Here is a 15,726-nt window from a genome sequence, read left to right on the forward strand (position 1 = left end):
TACTTAATTTGCGGCATGGATAAAAAGAAAGGACCAATAGGCGTATTTGATTCAGGATATGGCGGTTTAACGGTGCTGAAGGAGATCGTGAAAGAATTGCCGCAATACGATTATATCTACCTGGGAGATAATGGCCGTGCGCCATATGGAGGTCGTTCTTTTGAAACCGTTTATCATTACACGCTGGAATGTGTGCAGCATTTATTCAACATGGGCTGCCACCTGGTGGTGCTGGCCTGTAACACGGCTTCCGCAAAAGCACTGCGCACCATCCAGCAGAACGATCTGCCAAAGATAGATCCGGAACGCCGCGTGTTAGGCATCATACGCCCTACCACAGAGATTGTGGGCAATTATACACAAACTAAACAAGTGGGTATCCTGGGCACTAATGGTACCATTACTTCCCAGAGTTACCCTATCGAAATAGAAAAATTCTACCCGGATATCACCGTTTACCAGCAGGCCTGCCCGATGTGGGTGCCTTTGGTGGAGAACAATGAATATAGCAGTGAGGGCGCGGATTATTTCATCAATAAGTATATCCGCCAGCTGATGGTGCAATCACCGGACATTGATACCATCGTGCTGGGATGCACCCACTACCCTCTGCTGATGGATAAGATACAGCAACACCTGCCTCCCAATGTTACACTGCTTTCTCAGGGCCCCATCCTGAGCCACAGCCTGGTAGATTACCTGGAAAGGCATCCGGAAATGGCCGCAAAATGCAGCACCGGCAGCAGCCGTACTTTCTATACCACGGACGATACCGAGACTTTCGACAAACAGGCGGGGATCTTCTTTGAAGAAGCGGTGAAAAGCCGTCATCTATCCTTATAATTCGTATATTTAAATCAACTAGAACGAACTATATGTTAAGTAAAACAATTCAAGAAGCGCTGAACGCACAGGTGGCGCTGGAAGCAGCCTCCTCACAGGCATACCTGGCCATGGCATCCTGGGCAGATATTCAACCCGGCCTTCCCGGCGTGTCCGAATTCTTCTACAAACAATCTGATGAAGAGCGTGTGCATATGCTGAAGCTGATCAAGTTCATCAATGAACGCGGCGGTTTTGGCGTAGTACCTCACCTGGGGCAGCCTATTATCACCTTCCTCTCTATCAAACGCGTGTTCGAGGAATTCCTCTCTCATGAGATCAAGGTATCAGAAAGCATTAACGAACTTGTACATATGTCCTTACAGGAGAAAGATTATGCTACCCATAATTTCCTGCAATGGTACGTTTCGGAACAGATCGAAGAAGAAAGACTGGCCCGTACGCTCAATGAAAAGCTGGAAATGATCGGTGAGGACAAGAGCGGCCTTTACCTGTTTGACCGGGATATCCTCAACTTCCGCCTGCAGCAAAGCGGCGGTGGAGGCGGCAAAGGAGGTCACCATTAAAGATATCAGGAGAGCAGTACCCGCTGCTCTCCTTTTTATTAACAATTCTACACTTGTTAGCCTTCCTCCCATTAACAATTCTCTTTCTTCATAATCCCTATATTTGAAACACACCCCCATGGTTAACCAGACAGGCATTCAATCGACAAACAACACCTACTAATGAGCCAACGACTTAGATATGGATATATCTTATTAGCTATTTTAGTGATCTTACTGGTGAGTGTGGTGCTCTTCGGATTCTTCAAACAGCAGCGGATCAAACAACTGAATTCCTCCGTTAATGAACTGGCCCATACAGAAACCAATATGGAGCGGATAGACCATGCCGTTCAGACCATGTATGAAGCAGAGAACTACTTCCGCTTTTTCACCCTTACCTATCAGAACGTTCACTTTGCCCGGTACAGCAAAGCGCTGCAACAACTGTCTGCCGACCTGGATACGCTGGAAGCAGAAGGTATGAAAGACAAACGCCTGAAAGACATGCTGCTGGATAAAGAGAACAAGGCCAGTATTTTCATGAAGGTTAAAGCGGCTACAGATTCCCTGCTGGCTATGAACCAGCATTGGGACACCACGAAAGAAAGAGCAGTACTCTCCCCTCCCGCCTATGCACAGTTTAAAGAGCAGGTGCAGATAGACACTGTTTTCCCGGATGCAGGAAAACCGGGTAAGAAAAGAAAATTATTCGGGCGGGTAGCAGATGCTATTTCCAACAAACAGCGGGATAAAATCGCCCCGGCTATTGTGAAGACGACCATTTCGACGGATGCCAGGAACAACCGGCAACAGCTGGAAAACATCAATGAATATTACAGCAACCTCTTCAGGAATATTACCGCCGGCCATACCAATCTCAATCAGAAGGAGTATGAGATGATCGCCTCCAACGATCAGCTGCTGAGAACACTGCTGGCAGACCTGCATGTATTAAAACATGAAAGGCTGGAAGCTGCGATGCAGATACGGTCTGCCCTCAACAATGATATCAGTATCCTGCTCAATAAACTAAACTGGGAAACGCGTTACGGCGCATTCCTGATCATCCTGCTGGCCATTGCCATCCTCGTTTTGATCTGGTACAGTTACCGAAATGGATTACAGTTGGATCAGGCCCGTAACAAGGCCGTTCGTTTTTCCAAACTGAAAAGTGATTTCGTGGCCAGTATGAGTCATGAGATCAGAACACCGCTTGGCTCTGTCATCGGGTTTTCAGAACAACTGGGTAAAACAAAACTGAACCAGGAACAGGAAGACATACTGGATGCCATCAATCTCTCCGCCAACATGTTGTTATCAGTTGTGAATAATGTGCTGGACTTTTCAAAACTGGAAGAGAATAAACTCACACTGGACAACAGCATCTTCTCACCAAAGAAAATAATTGAAGACATTGCCAAAGGCATGTATATACAGGCTTACAGGAAAGAGATCAAACTGGAAACACAATGCAGTTTTGATAAAGCAGTGATGGTGGAAGGAGATGAATTCCGCCTGAAACAAGTACTGTTCAATCTTGTAGGGAATGCCATCAAGTTCACCACGGAAGGAAGTGTGACCATCAAAGCAGGCCTGCAAAAGCAGGGTGATAAAATGGAACTGTCTGTTGCTATTACAGATACAGGCTCGGGTATAGACAAGCAACATATCCGGCATATCTTCGATGAATTCACACAGGTATCTTCTGCGAATGATAGTCATGCCAGGGAAGACGGATCAGGTCTGGGCCTCACTATCGTGAAAAGCATTATAGACCTGCATGGCGGCAAACTGCATGTGGACAGTGTGCCGGGCAAGGGTTCTACTTTTAGTTTTTCTATTCCTTACACGCCTGCCGTAACAACCGGTAATGATATCCCGGTAACACCTGCTGATCAGCCTTTACCAAGAATGATGAATATACTGGTGGTAGATGATAATAACATGAACAGGAAAGTACTGGAAATGATCCTGCTGAAGATCAATACTACTTTTCACTCTGCTACAAATGGCGTAGAAGCATTACACCTGCTGGAACAACATGATTTTGACCTGGTGTTCACAGATATCCAGATGCCTGAAATGGACGGGCTTACCCTTGCCCGCAAGATCCGGCTGTTAAAGGACAGGGATAAAGCGAACCTCCCTATTATTGCTATCACCGGCAATGCTGTGAAGGAAGACCTGGACCGGTACCTGGATGCAGGTATCAACAGTTATATCCTGAAACCTTTCAGGGAAAAAGAAGTATTGGAAATGCTGCGCAATGAACTCACCCAAAAATAAAACCACGCGCGAAGCGTGGTCTCTGCAATTTTAGCCCTGACGGTAGCAATATCTTTTGGGGTGCCAGGGTGTTAAAATTTCGCTAACGTTAATGTGTTGGAAGCAGGCAAGTTTGGTGCCAGTCCATTTTCATCATTAACTAATTCATTATCAATACACGTCTTTATCTTCTCCTGTTCGATCCCGCACAGGAATGTTCGAAGACGGACACTTTTCACTCTAAGTAATCAAGGTCTTTTTCAAAAGTTTCATCCATCCACCATAAGGCAACCACTGCCAGCATTACAGTGAGCAATCCTACGGCGCCTGCGCTGTAAACAATGCCCCAATGGGGTTTCAGCCAGAGGAATAACATCGTTAAAGGAATAGTGGCGCCCCTTACAAAATTAGGTACCGTAGTGGCTACGGTTGCACGGAGATTGGTACCGAATAATTCAGCCGCTACCGTTACAAACAAAGCCCAGTAGCCATTGGAAAATCCCAGCAATACACAAACAAGATAAAAGCTGCCCACTTCCCGGAAAGGCAATAAAAGGTATACACTGATCATGATGGCCACCATCCCGATGAACAGGCCAATGATCTTTTTCCTGCTGTGAAAGAACTGGCTGAATAAACCACTGGCAATATCTCCCACCACCTGCCCGGCAAATGCAAGCATCACTGCTTTGCCTGCCACCACTGGTCCCGAGAGCCCCATGGCCTTCCCAAACTCCGGCGAGAAAGTGATGAGTATCCCCACTACAAACCAGATCGGTAAACCGATGGCAATACATTGCAGGTACTTTAATAATTTCTTCCTGTTCGCAAAAAGGGACAGGAAATTCCCTCTGGAGATCTGCATCACTTTTGTTCTGAGATAAATACCCGATTCAAAAACACGGATCCGCATAACAAGCAATAATAAGCCCAATCCGCCGCCTATAAAGTAAGAGATACGCCATTGGAACAGATCAGCCATAAAGTACGCTAAAATAGCCCCTATTACCCCCAGTGTGGCAACCAGCGTGGTGCCATATCCCCTGATGCGTTTGGGCAACACTTCTGTTACCAGTGTTACACCTGCTCCCAGTTCACCTGCCAGGCCAATGCCTGCAATAAAACGCATCGCTGCATATTGCGGTACGGATTGCACAAATCCATTGGCAATGTTTGCCAGTGAGTAGATCAGGATGGAACCGAACAATACAGATAAGCGCCCTTTCTTATCACCCAGTACTCCCCAGATAATGCCGCCGATCAGCAGACCGGCCATTTGCATATTGAGAAGTAAAGCCCCCTTATGTAACAGTTCATCATCCTGCAATCCAAGAGATTGTAAACTGGGCACACGTACTACGCTGAAGAGGAACAGGTCATACATATCAACGAGATAGCCAAATGCGGCGATGATAACGGGCAGGCGGAGCAATTCTTTTGCAGTGGAATTCTTTTCAGGTATAACAGACATACATTTATTTTATAATCGTGGAATGGTCAGTCCTCCGTCTATCATGATCACCTGCCCGGTTGAATAAGGCAGGTCTCCGGTTGCCAGCATGGCTACCGCTTTTCCAACATCCTCCGGTGATCCCCAGCGGGATTGTACCAGCAATCCTTTACTGATCAGCTGGTCGTATTTTTCTTTTACGCCAGCTGTCATATCCGTGGCTATGATACCTGGTCTTACTTCGTATACCGGTATGCCATACTCACCTAAGCGTACGGCAAAAAGCTGGGTCATCATACTGAGGCCTGCTTTCGAGATGCAATATTCTCCCCGGTTAACAGAAGCGATCGTGGCAGAAATGGACGATACATTGATGATACATCCCTCCTGCTGTTTGATCATCACATGCGCTACCGCCTGTGTAAGGAAGAAAGCGCCTTTGAGGTTCATATCCATTAAGCGGTCGTAACTCTCTTCTGTAGTTTCCAGCAGATCTTTTCTTTCTTTCGGCGCCACACCTGCATTGTTCACCAGCACATGCAAAGTGCCATAATGATCCAGTATCTGCTGCAACATGGCAGCGCGTTGTGTTGCATCACCAACATCTGCACGGCAATAGATCACATCACCACCAAATGATCTCAGCTGTGTGATCGTATCCGCTACTGCATCTTTCTCCCGCACACCATTGATGGCGAGATCAAAACCACGTTGTGCCAGCTGTTGCGCTATGCCTAATCCAATACCGCGGCTGCCGCCGGTGATGAGTGCTGTTCTTTTCATAACGGATCAATATTTACCCAGCAACGTTTTGCCCAGCTTTCCATTCCTTTCTCTGCCAGTTGTACTCCCTTCGCACCTTCTTTCAGGTCCCATGGAAAAGGTGTGTCTGTTACAATGTGTTTGAGGAAAAGTTCCCACTGTACTTTGAAAGCATTTTCAAACACTTCCTGTTCCGGTACTTTCGCCCAGCCATCGAAGAACTTAACGGGTTGTTCAATATCCGGGTTCCATACAGGTTTGGGCGTATGCCCGTAATGCTGCACATAACATTCCCGCAAACCGGCTACGGCAGAACCATGTGTGCCATCCACCTGTATCGTCAGCAGGTCATCACGGCGTACGCGTGTTACCCAGGAAGAATTAAATTGTGCGATCACACCACCTTCCAGTTCAAAAGTGGCGTATGCTGCATCATCTGCTGTGCATTTATACGCTTTTCCCTGTTCATCTATCCTTTCCGGGATATGTGTAGCGCCCAGGCAGGATACGGCTTTCACTTTACCAAAGAGATGATCCAGCACATACCGCCAATGGCAAAGCATATCCAGTATGATGCCACCTTCATCTTCTTTACGGTAATTCCAGGAAGGGCGTTGTGCAGGAATGGAATGTCCTTCAAACACCCAGTAGCCAAATTCTCCTTTTACAGACAGGATGCGTCCGAAGAAGCCCTGCTGCATCAACCGCTTTAATTTCAACATGCCCGGCAACCATAATTTATCCTGCACTACGCCATGTTTGATGCCGGCATTTTTGCACAGTTCATATAACGACAAAGCAGTAGCCGTGTCTGCTGCTATTGGCTTTTCACAATAAATATGTTTACCTGCCGCTACGGCTTTACGGATACTTTCCGCGCGGCGGCCAGTTGTTTGCGCATCGAAATAAATGCTGTATTTGGGATCGCTGAGCGCACTGTCCAGATCTGTGGTATAAGCTAAGGCAATACCTGTTCGCTCTGCCAGCTGTTGCAGCTTCGCAGCATTGCGGCCTACCAGCAATGGTTCCGGCATAATGTATTCCGTATCGCTGATCTTTACGCCACCTTGCTGTATGATGGGTACAATAGAACGCAGCAGGTGCTGATTCGTACCCATTCGTCCTGTGACGCCGTTCATGATAATACCGATGCGATGGATCTTTGTCATCTTGTTAGAGATTTAGATATGCTTGTTTGATCTTTTGCAGGAACAATGCCTGATCGCCAGACCAGTATTCAGTGGAAAATATTTCTACTTCATCGAAGCCATTAAACCCTGTCTCCTGTACCCATCCACGGATCTCTGCGATGGGTATACATCCTTCTCCCATTAAACCCCGGTCTAATAAAATATCACGCGTGGGCACCCGCCAGTCGCAGATATGAAATGCAAACAGATTGCTACCGCAGCGTTTGATCTCCTGTTCTAATGTGGGATCCCACCAGAGGTGATATACATCTACCGCTACGCCTACCCATGGAGAATGTAATGCTTCTGCAAGATCATTGGCCTGCGCCAGTGTATTGATGGCAGAGCGGGTATCTGCATACATGGGATGTAAAGGTTCTATCGCCAGTTTTATACCTGCTGCTTTTGCATAAGGTTCGATAGCTGCAATACCCTCTCTTATCTGCTCACGGGAGGTTTCCAGGAATTGCCCTGGTGCTGCGCCGCATACCAGTACGATCATGGGTGCACCTAATGCAGCGGCTTCTTCTATTGCTTTTAAGTTATCGTCTATAGCATCCTTTCTTGCGCCGGCCGTTAGCTGCGGGAAAAAACCACCGCGGCATAAAGAAACGATCTCCAATCCTTCTGCCCTGATCATATCACCTGTGGCGCGTATGTCCCTTCCTTCCAGCGCATCCCGCCAAACCGTTATGCCAGCAATGTTTTCGCGGCTGTAAAGTTTAGCGGCATCTTCAATACTTAAAGGTTTTGTTGTGATCGTATGTACACATAGTCGGCTTAAGTTCATAACACACCATTATAGAACGTGTAATAAGGTTCTGCCGTGATCAGGCGCTGTACGGTAAGGGCCAGTTCGCGGATGTGATAATCTCCCCACATGCAGGATTCTCCGTAAGGTATCTTGCTGCCGGGAGGTGTGTAGTCCCAGCCGTTAGGCTGATGATAAATGGCATGCAGCAACAGGCCCTGGTGTTCCGGGTCCATACTGATATAAGGCGGTTGTAACAGTGTGTGCAACACCGTAAGCCCTGCCTGGAAATACTTATCTTCTTTCAGGTATTTCCCTAAACGGATGAGGCCCTGTGCGGCAATGGCAGCAGCAGAACTATCCACCGGTTCAAATGGATTAAAGGGATTGGAGGGCTGGTTTAAATAACCTTCAAAATGTGCCAGCTGTGGTGCGCCGGTATCCCAGTAAGGAACACCATCCGTTGGTGTGTTGGCGATATAAAAATCACAAGTGGCTCTTGCCGCTTTCTCCATCCAGGGCAGGTGTTCCTGTGCAGCAGGTTCTTTTGCCAGGAATTCCAATTCTTCTGCAAAACCCAGCATGGCCCATGCCAGACCACGCGTCCAGGTGGTGAAACCGGAGAAGCCCTGTTGTGCATTGGGAGAACGGAAGTTGCCATCCTTTACATTGAAGATGCATTCATGTGCTGTGCGGCCGGCCACATCATAGGTATCCCTGCCTTCTCCATAATAAATATTAAAGTCTGCCGTAGCTTTCATGTGCTGGATAGCACGTTGCAGGAGGTCTGTCCTCACATCATTATCTCCCTGTAATACATGCCCTAGCCGGTGGCTGAGCATCAGGATCCTGCAGGAGCGGATGGTATCTACAAATAAGGAATGCGGGCCGTTGAAAGAATGAATAAAGCCTCCATTTTTGATGGGCGTCCACCGGGCAGCTTGTGTTGCGCCGGAAACTTTCAGGGCCAGTTCATAGAAGTTTTGTTCCCATTCATTATGCGGAATACGTTCTTCCTTCATCAGGCGCAGGAGGTTGCCGTAGGTGCTCACATTATTGAAGCCATGGTCATGTACACCGGTATGGCTTACATGCGGGGCCATTACGGCTACTGTTTTCTGCCTGCCGATGTCCAGGAAGGCATCATCTCCTGTGGCATCAAACTGGAGAATGGCTGAACCATACTGAAAGCCCTGCGTCCACTCCGTCCATCCTCTTGTGGTGTATTGTCCCTCACGGGTAAATACAGGAGCGCCCAACGCTGTGTTGTAGTGCTTTTCAATGTGAAGGATCTTGCTGGCGGATAGTTGCCAGAATTGCTGCAGCAAAGCTGCCAGCTGATGTGGCTGTAATGAGTTGTTGATCTGGAGCATTCCTGAGGGGATTTCATACGTGGTCTGTAATATGCAAACGATTGTCTGCAAATCAAGATAATGTAAATCTTTCAGGAAATGAAACAGATATTATGGCTGTGGCAGGGTCTTCAGATAACCGGAAGGGGTTTTACCGGTATAGTCCCTGAAAATGCGGCCAAAGTGCCCCTGATCGGAAAAACCCGTCATGTAAGCGATTTCTATTAAGGTATATTTCTGTTCATGGATCAGGGCCAGCGCTTTCTCTATGCGCAGCTTCCGCATGTATTCGCCAAATTTGAGATCATCCCAGTAATGAGAGAATTCCCGGGAGAGATGTTCCGGATTCACATCCAGGTGGCGGGATAAAGCTTTTACATCCATGGTGAGGTTGGTATCTACCTGGTCCTGCACAATTGATTTCATCTCTGTCAACCATTGTGGCTGCTCCATCCTTTCACTATACTTCAGGGAGAGGAACTGGTGAAAAACTTCCATTAAACGCAGGGAAGAATAATCGTACGTATGTTTTACCTGCTTCAGTTGTTTGGCCCAGGTATATAACCCATCGTATATGCGTAAGCTATGTTGCAGCAATTCCTGGTCGTCCTTAATATTCGCAGCCATACCTGAAGCGATGGCCCAGAGGCCTGCAGCTTCCGGAGCAAGGTCGTGCCGGTCTTTATCTGCGCCTTTTATGATGCGGGCTATTTCAGCCAGTGCAGGATCAGCCAATTTGTATTCGTATAAAAGGTAATCGTAGGTGGTGAGATCTTTATAAGCCATCAATTCTGTGCCGGGAACATTGAAGGGTGTAGCTTCCAGGGCAACGGCCTTATCTGTTACTTCCTCTTCCGGAACAAACAGGAACGTTGCTTCGGGATCAATAAAACGGAGGATAAGCCAGGCGCATGCAATACTGTCGATCTTTGGATGTTGTGTAGAGATCCATTTCATAGTGATTGGTTTGATTGACCTTATGTACGTAGGTAGTAGAGAGAACGATTTGAATTTCCCGATAAGGTAATAAATTATTTGGGTTCTTTCCCAATACCTAACATTAACAAAAGAATGTTCACCCTTTCACCAGGCTTATTATCTCTGCATTTTTTGTATAAAAAAAGGCATGAAATTCATGCCTTTTTTGTTTTTATTTATTCTCAGGGACCGGGATCTTCACTGCCTGGCGGCCTATCAGTTTCCACTGACTGCCCTCCTTTCCCCAAACCAGCATCACATAGAGGTTCACCGTACCGGGCTTTCCACTATCGTTGGTCTGTGCACTGAGCGTATGCCGTACAATGGCTGTATGCCCTGTTACGGAAATGGTTTGTGCCGTGAGGTCCATCGTTACGAAATCTGATTTGCCGCTGGAAATATTACTGATGAAAGTAGCACGGTCTTCGATCGTTCCGCTGGAATGCCCGTAACTTAATGCGGGCGCGGTGATCTTCTCAAGGCCTGCTTTGTCTCCATCTATCATAGCCTTGCGCAATGATTCTACAGCTTGCGCTACGGCAGTTTCATCTTTTGTTTGTGCTTCCGCGATGTTAAGAAAAGAGCTAAACATAATGAGTGTCAGAAAGTTTTTCATGTTTTCATTTTTGTGGAATAGCTCCAAAATACAAATTAATTCTTATTGCTGCGGGGTGAAATTATACGGCATCCACTCCGGCAAACTGCTCAGTTCTTTCTCTACGGCATCGCTGATGGGTATACCCCACTTTTCAAAGAAAGGCGCCACATTACGGCCGGAAACACGGGAAAAGGTACTGGCCCAGAGGTCCCGCTTCTGCACATCTGTTTTAGCATAGGCACCATCCGGGTCTTTGGCTGCCAGGGCCTGGTATTCCCGGAAGAACTTCTTAAACGTTTCCCAGCCAAACGCTTCCTGCAACTGGCGGAACATGATCAGGCCCAGGAAGGGGCTGGACTTCCACTTTTCATAATCAGCGCCTTCACTGAAATATTTCTTCATCATGTCCTGTGTTTCTTTATTTGATACACCGGTATGTGCATCATCGCGTCCGCCTAATAAACGATCGAACATATAGAGGGAAAAGAAATTACAGCTCACTTCTGTGGTGCCGCCAAATACCCAATCCAGGTTCTGCATGTTATGGCCTATCTCATGGAAGAAACCCCAGTTAGCGCCGCCTTTACTGCCCACCATGAGTTTCAGCGGGTTAGCGATCACATCGGCAGACAATAACCTGCGGGTAGGTGAATGATGGATCATCACGGGATACCCGCTGTGCATGAATCCGCCGCCAATGTGTTCATCTATCACCATGCGCTGCGGACGGTAGAAAGGTTGCGGGATCTGGGCCAGTTCTGCTTCTCCGCCTATGATCAGGTCCCATATCTTCATCACGTAAGCAGGATCTGTTACCTGTTGCAAAATGGAATCCGGAATGGTGAGCACTACTTTTCCTGTAGCCAGCTCTCCCCAGGGCGCTTTGTTGTTTTGCAGCTGTGTTTTCCATTCTTCCGGTGTGGTGATACCAGCACGGTACAACGGGGCTTCAATAGCCCGGCTGATCTTCACATCTCCCACCCAGGAGGCTGCTTTGGGAGCAGTGGTTACATAGATCAAACCACCAAAGGGAGAGGCGATCTTTGTAGTGGTGGCTTTCAGCTGCTGCGTTCTTACGATCAGCGGCATGCGGCGCCAGTCCTCTTTCCCGGCTACCCATTGATTGAGGTTGTCTGAATGCGCGCCTATCTGGATACCGATCCCTTTATCCAGTAATTCTTTGGGGATGGTTACTTCTATGTAAGCGCCCGGCGCTGCGTACAGGCCGGTGCTGTAAAGATTGTCCCGCCAGGGTTGTGAATAGTTGAGGCGGGATACTACGGGTACCAGCGCTTCGCTGATCTGATCGTGCGTGAAACGCACTGTTCTTGTTACAGCTGCGGCGCCTTCTTTTACTTTACCCGGAAAGATGTCTGCAGAAGGATGTGCTTTGATGTGTTTGTAATCATCACTGCTGAGCTGTGCCTTGCTCCATTCAAATACCTGTTTGCGCAGGTCTGTGTTTTTGGCGGATAAGGGCTGGGCAGGACTGATCACAACGGTGGCTGCATCCTGTGCATGGGATAACATAGCGATGAGTAACATCGCGTATGTGATGGTAGAGTGCTTTATCATACAATACAAAAATTAAGTTTTATCAAGATAAGGGAAGAAAGATGCTTTTTTCAACAATTATGGATGACTGGCAAATGCTTAATATGCAAGCCCGCAGGGTATTTTATGACAATTCGTTAACAATACGTAGCTTCGTTGGATGAAAACGCTAAAGATAGCCACTGCCCAGTTTGAGAACCGTAGCGGTGATAAGAAATATAATCTCTCCGTGATCCGGGAACTGGCGCAAAAGGCAGCAGCCGATGGCGCCGATGTGATCGCTTTTCATGAATGCTCTGTCACGGGTTATACTTTTGCCCGCCACCTGGATGTTTCCCAGATGCTGGATACGGCGGAGCTGATACCAGATGGGCCCAGCGTAAAAAAGCTGACGGAAATTGCAGAAGAATTGAATATTGTGATCCTTGCCGGGTTGTTTGAAAAGGATGAAAACAATCATTTATTCAAAGCGTATGTATGTGTGGACAGGAATGGATTAGTTGCCAAATACCGCAAACTGCATCCTTTCATCAATCCTCATCTTACTCCCGGAGAAGAATATGTGGTGTTTGATCTGCTGGGATGGAAATGTGGCATACTGATCTGTTATGATAACAACATCATCGAAAATGTAAGAGCTACGACCCTGCTGGGTGCAGATATCATCTTCATGCCGCATGTAACCATGTGCACACCTTCTACCAGGCCGGGCGCCGGTTTTGTTGATCCTGCATTATGGAAGAACAGGTACAATGACCCCACCTCCCTGCGGCAGGAATTTGATGGTTTAAAAGGCCGTGCATGGCTCATGAAATGGTTGCCCGCGAGGGCTTATGATAATGGCATCTATGCTGTTTTCTCCAATCCCATCGGCATGGATGATGACCAGTTGAAGAATGGCTGCTCCATGGTCCTGGACCCGTTTGGCGATATCATTGCGGAATGCCGCAAACTGGATAATGATTATGTGATCGCTACTATTACTCCGGAAAAACTAACACAGGCAGGAGGTTACCGGTATAAGAAAGCCCGGAATCCGGCTTTGTATAAAGATATTATCGGGCAGGAGAATGTACCGGAACAGAAAGTAGTGTGGATGAAAAAATGAGGTGCCTCTACACTAACTGTTTGAATGCGGAAAATGCCATACCCTCATTGCTTTTGAAATAATGGCTGAAATGTGCGGCATCATCAAAACCTAAAAGGCATCCTACTTCTTTAGCGGACTTCACAGTATAGCGGGCATAACGTTTAGCTTCCAGCATGATCCTGTTCTTGATCAACTGAGAGGGAGAAGGATAATTGCATTGCGAAAAAATGCTTGCAAGGTTCTTGGGAGACTTGTTCAAAGCCATCGCATAGAAACTTACTTCATGTTCTTTCCGGAAGTTTATTTCCAGCAACAGGTTAAACTGTCTGACCAGGTTCAGCTTATCTTCTGCCAGCCGCTGGTATATTGGCGTTTGCTGTTTAGCGATGCGGGTAACCTTAATGATAAGACGTTTTAGTACCGTGCGCAACATTTCGCCCTGCATATTGTCCCGGAGTGTTATATCCTCCATAAAAAGGCGTTCTATAGCAGACAAACTTTCCATTTCTGCAGATGTAAGCATCACAAAAAAAGGATGTGTGATGCCATAGAACAAAAAACCTACACAACTTACTTCCGCATCATGATCTACGATGCAATAGAATTCACGGTTAAAGTGCCAGGATACCAGGTCCTGCGGCCTTTCAAATGTAAAATGCTGGTTTGCTACTAATGGTAATACAGAACAAGGGGGCATGGAATACGTGATCCCATCAATTGTTACCTGCTGTTCCTTCGCTTTATTAACCACAAAGGTGTTTATGTTTTCCTTCTGGCCATTCAGTTGCCCCTCCGCTTTCAGGCAATGTTCATTCACACACACAACGAACCGCGCCCCTGTTGATCTGTCTTCAAATTCCCATTTCATATTTTTGCGGTTATAGTATCTATCTAACAACAAGACGTTTCAATAGTTTATAAACGCATGGCATAATCATTAGTTCAGGGTAACTTTTATGATTTGCTTAACAGGAGGCAGTGTGGTAAAGGTGTTAGGGTTTGGTACCTCTATAATCAGTTTCTTCTCTGTGATCATCATTCCACCCTGCTGCCCATTACCCGCTCCGGGAAACTGATCCATAGCCGTTCCATTATCATATAAACGGATCTGTTCGGAAACGTCTCCTTTCTGGTTCCATGCAATTCCATTATCCGCTGTGGAAAAAAACCAGTCATTGGAAAATCCATACATGGTGGCAATAGCAATCCGGTCATCTTTTGCCAGACTGATGGCCTGAGATACCTTACCTCCCGGCGCGCCATTAACAGATGGCAACAGCACTGTATTCTCCGGATCAGCTAATATGTACACTTTCTTTATGCCCGGCTGGGTTTGAAGGGAAGCCGCCAGTTCATCAGGATTACCGGTTTGTGCCAGTTTCTTCAACCCTTTCATACGGTCACTCTCCCCTACTTTAAACAAAGGGTTCTCTCCCCTGTATATCACCACCAGCACGGGAGACAAGGGTGTAAAAATGCCGGTCTTCCCCTGTACAACAGTGTAGATCTCTGCATTATCTCCTGTTTCCGCCAGTTTGGTGAGGCCGGCATAACTTGTACTGCCGCTTTGATAAAGTGGCTGAGGATCCAGGAGATCTGTGCCTGCTATATAAGAAACGGCCCAAACCCCGGGACTTACCGGTGTTTCATTCGCAGTACCGCCTGAAGTATTTTTCAATGTTAATGTAAAGTAGGAATTACCATCATAATGTAATGTAGCCTTCAATAAAGCCGAAGCAGGCAGATAGGTATTCCCCTGGTCATCCACCCCGTTCACTTCCCTGATGTTCTTTGATTCAACTGCTCCCGGATGCATCACTGACATCCCCGGAGCCTGGTTTATCCTTGTTCCGTTATCCCAGAGCCTGATCACGGAAGACACATCGCCATTAACAGGATCACCGGCCTCATTATACAAAGCAATACCCGGATTTCCCGGTGCAAAGAACAGGTCATTACTCCATCCGTACATAGCGGAGAAGGTTACACGTTGCCCCTTTGCAGCCGAAAAGGAAAAAGAAACTGCTTCTCCCGGCAGGATAACAGGCGCTGCTGCACCACTTCCTTTAAACATCCCGGATTCCACCAGTGGTTTTCCCTGTAGTACATTCTCGATCACGATCGTACCGGGTTTACCTTCCATTCCCTCATGCTCCCTTTTACAGGCTATAAAACACATGGGCAATAAGGTAACAACCGCAAATCTTGTTAATGCTTTATTTAGTACTTGCATGGCCATTTGTTTTCTTACAAAACTGGGTTAACTATGGCCAAAAGTCAATGTAGATTGTTCCTTATTCCTTGTTGATTGTTCCGCTCCCGGATATTCACAAAATGAAAGAGGT

The 15,726-nt window shown here is 47.0% G+C and carries 14 protein-coding genes; 4 read left to right on the plus strand and 10 right to left on the minus strand.

Translation table 11 applies throughout. The features are described from left to right. Positions 1 to 15: 15 nt before the first annotated feature. The 3 genes from murI (at position 16) to GFS24_RS07320 (ending at position 3,677) form a co-directional block, all read left to right on the plus strand. Positions 16 to 843, plus strand: a complete 828-nt coding sequence (murI, locus tag GFS24_RS07310; protein ID WP_153658917.1) for a glutamate racemase — start codon at positions 16 to 18, stop codon at positions 841 to 843. A 32-nt stretch (positions 844 to 875) separates the two neighbouring features. After that, a complete protein-coding gene (locus GFS24_RS07315; protein ID WP_153658918.1) occupies positions 876 to 1,409 on the plus strand; it encodes a ferritin in 534 nt (177 codons plus the stop codon). A 162-nt stretch (positions 1,410 to 1,571) separates the two neighbouring features. Continuing rightward, on the plus strand, positions 1,572 to 3,677 hold the full coding sequence (locus GFS24_RS07320) for an ATP-binding protein (protein WP_153658919.1): 2,106 nt from the start codon (positions 1,572 to 1,574) through the stop codon (positions 3,675 to 3,677). 214 nt (positions 3,678 to 3,891) lie between these two features. On the opposite strand, the gene GFS24_RS07325 is transcribed toward GFS24_RS07320, so the two are convergent. From GFS24_RS07325 to GFS24_RS07360, 8 genes are all read right to left on the minus strand, one after another. Further along, positions 3,892 to 5,127 (minus strand): MFS transporter, encoded by a 1,236-nt coding sequence (locus GFS24_RS07325; RefSeq protein ID WP_153658920.1) that lies wholly within the window; start codon positions 5,125 to 5,127, stop codon positions 3,892 to 3,894. A gap of 9 nt (positions 5,128 to 5,136) precedes the next feature. After that, entirely contained in the window at positions 5,137 to 5,889 is a 753-nt protein-coding gene (locus GFS24_RS07330) for a 3-ketoacyl-ACP reductase (protein WP_153658921.1), read from the minus strand. Next, on the minus strand, positions 5,886 to 7,037 hold the full coding sequence (locus tag GFS24_RS07335) for a Gfo/Idh/MocA family protein (RefSeq protein WP_153658922.1): 1,152 nt from the start codon (positions 7,035 to 7,037) through the stop codon (positions 5,886 to 5,888). Before GFS24_RS07335 ends, GFS24_RS07330 begins: the two co-directional genes overlap by 4 nt. A gap of 4 nt (positions 7,038 to 7,041) precedes the next feature. Continuing rightward, positions 7,042 to 7,848: a sugar phosphate isomerase/epimerase gene (locus GFS24_RS07340; RefSeq protein WP_153658923.1), complete on the minus strand. Its 807-nt coding sequence runs from the start codon at positions 7,846 to 7,848 to the stop codon at positions 7,042 to 7,044. Then, positions 7,845 to 9,182 carry a glycoside hydrolase family 88 protein gene (locus GFS24_RS07345; protein WP_153658924.1) on the minus strand — a complete coding sequence of 446 codons (1,338 nt, stop codon included), beginning with the start codon at positions 9,180 to 9,182 and terminating at the stop codon, positions 7,845 to 7,847. The genes GFS24_RS07340 and GFS24_RS07345 overlap by 4 nt, the downstream gene beginning before the upstream one ends. A gap of 90 nt (positions 9,183 to 9,272) precedes the next feature. Further along, the gene (locus tag GFS24_RS07350; protein ID WP_153658925.1) at positions 9,273 to 10,118 is read right to left on the minus strand and encodes a chromate resistance protein ChrB domain-containing protein; all 846 of its coding nucleotides are present in this window, start codon (positions 10,116 to 10,118) and stop codon (positions 9,273 to 9,275) included. A 193-nt stretch (positions 10,119 to 10,311) separates the two neighbouring features. Next, complete coding sequence (locus GFS24_RS07355; protein WP_153658926.1) at positions 10,312 to 10,755, minus strand: nuclear transport factor 2 family protein; 444 nt, start codon at positions 10,753 to 10,755, stop codon at positions 10,312 to 10,314. A gap of 42 nt (positions 10,756 to 10,797) precedes the next feature. Continuing rightward, on the minus strand, positions 10,798 to 12,312 hold the full coding sequence (locus tag GFS24_RS07360) for a M60 family metallopeptidase (protein ID WP_153658927.1): 1,515 nt from the start codon (positions 12,310 to 12,312) through the stop codon (positions 10,798 to 10,800). 139 nt (positions 12,313 to 12,451) lie between these two features. Here GFS24_RS07360 and GFS24_RS07365 point away from each other — a divergent pair, with 139 nt between their 5' ends. Further along, positions 12,452 to 13,399 (plus strand): nitrilase family protein, encoded by a 948-nt coding sequence (locus GFS24_RS07365; RefSeq protein WP_153658928.1) that lies wholly within the window; start codon positions 12,452 to 12,454, stop codon positions 13,397 to 13,399. 7 nt (positions 13,400 to 13,406) lie between these two features. Here the strand turns inward: GFS24_RS07365 and GFS24_RS07370 are convergent, their stop codons facing one another. After that, positions 13,407 to 14,249 (minus strand): AraC family transcriptional regulator, encoded by an 843-nt coding sequence (locus GFS24_RS07370; protein ID WP_153658929.1) that lies wholly within the window; start codon positions 14,247 to 14,249, stop codon positions 13,407 to 13,409. A gap of 69 nt (positions 14,250 to 14,318) precedes the next feature. Continuing rightward, positions 14,319 to 15,614: a spondin domain-containing protein gene (locus GFS24_RS07375; RefSeq protein ID WP_216647368.1), complete on the minus strand. Its 1,296-nt coding sequence runs from the start codon at positions 15,612 to 15,614 to the stop codon at positions 14,319 to 14,321. Positions 15,615 to 15,726 lie beyond the last annotated feature (112 nt).

Source organism: Chitinophaga sp. SYP-B3965 (assembly GCF_009647655.1).
GTDB lineage: Bacteria > Bacteroidota > Bacteroidia > Chitinophagales > Chitinophagaceae > Chitinophaga.